The sequence below is a fragment of the Ochrobactrum sp. C6C9 genome, assembly GCF_022627935.1.
In the GTDB taxonomy this organism is placed as follows: Bacteria; Pseudomonadota; Alphaproteobacteria; order Rhizobiales; family Rhizobiaceae; genus Brucella; species Brucella teleogrylli.
In genome coordinates, this window is sequence record NZ_JABXGB010000114.1 from 1 (window position 1) to 359 (window position 359).

A 359-nucleotide genomic window follows, 5' to 3' on the forward strand; every position below is an offset into this window, starting at 1 on the left:
TAGTTCAGTTCATCGCGAATTTTTCCGCCAAAGAGTTCATATACTGGCACATTCAACGCTCTGGCGCGAATATCCCAAAGCGCCTGTTCTATGGCGCTCATTCCGGCACAAGCAATTCCGCCGGGGTTCTTTAACCAGAACGCCTGGTCGTACATGTCCGAAACGATCCGATTGATGTACAGTGGGTTAACCCCCAGCAAAAACCGTTCGCTCAGATCTTTAATCATACCCGCTACAGCAGAGCCACCGGTTCCATAGGAAATCGCGGCCTCGCCTAATCCAGATATGCCTTCATCCGTCTGAATTTTCACCAGAACGGGCTTCAGGCCCTGTCCGCGCACATAGTAAACGTTGACGGA

1 pseudogene is annotated in these 359 nt (G+C 51.3%); it reads right to left on the reverse strand.

The annotated features are described in order from the left end of the window. A pseudogene (locus HWD97_RS24300) lies at positions 1 to 359 on the reverse strand (mandelate racemase/muconate lactonizing enzyme family protein); the annotation flags it as partial.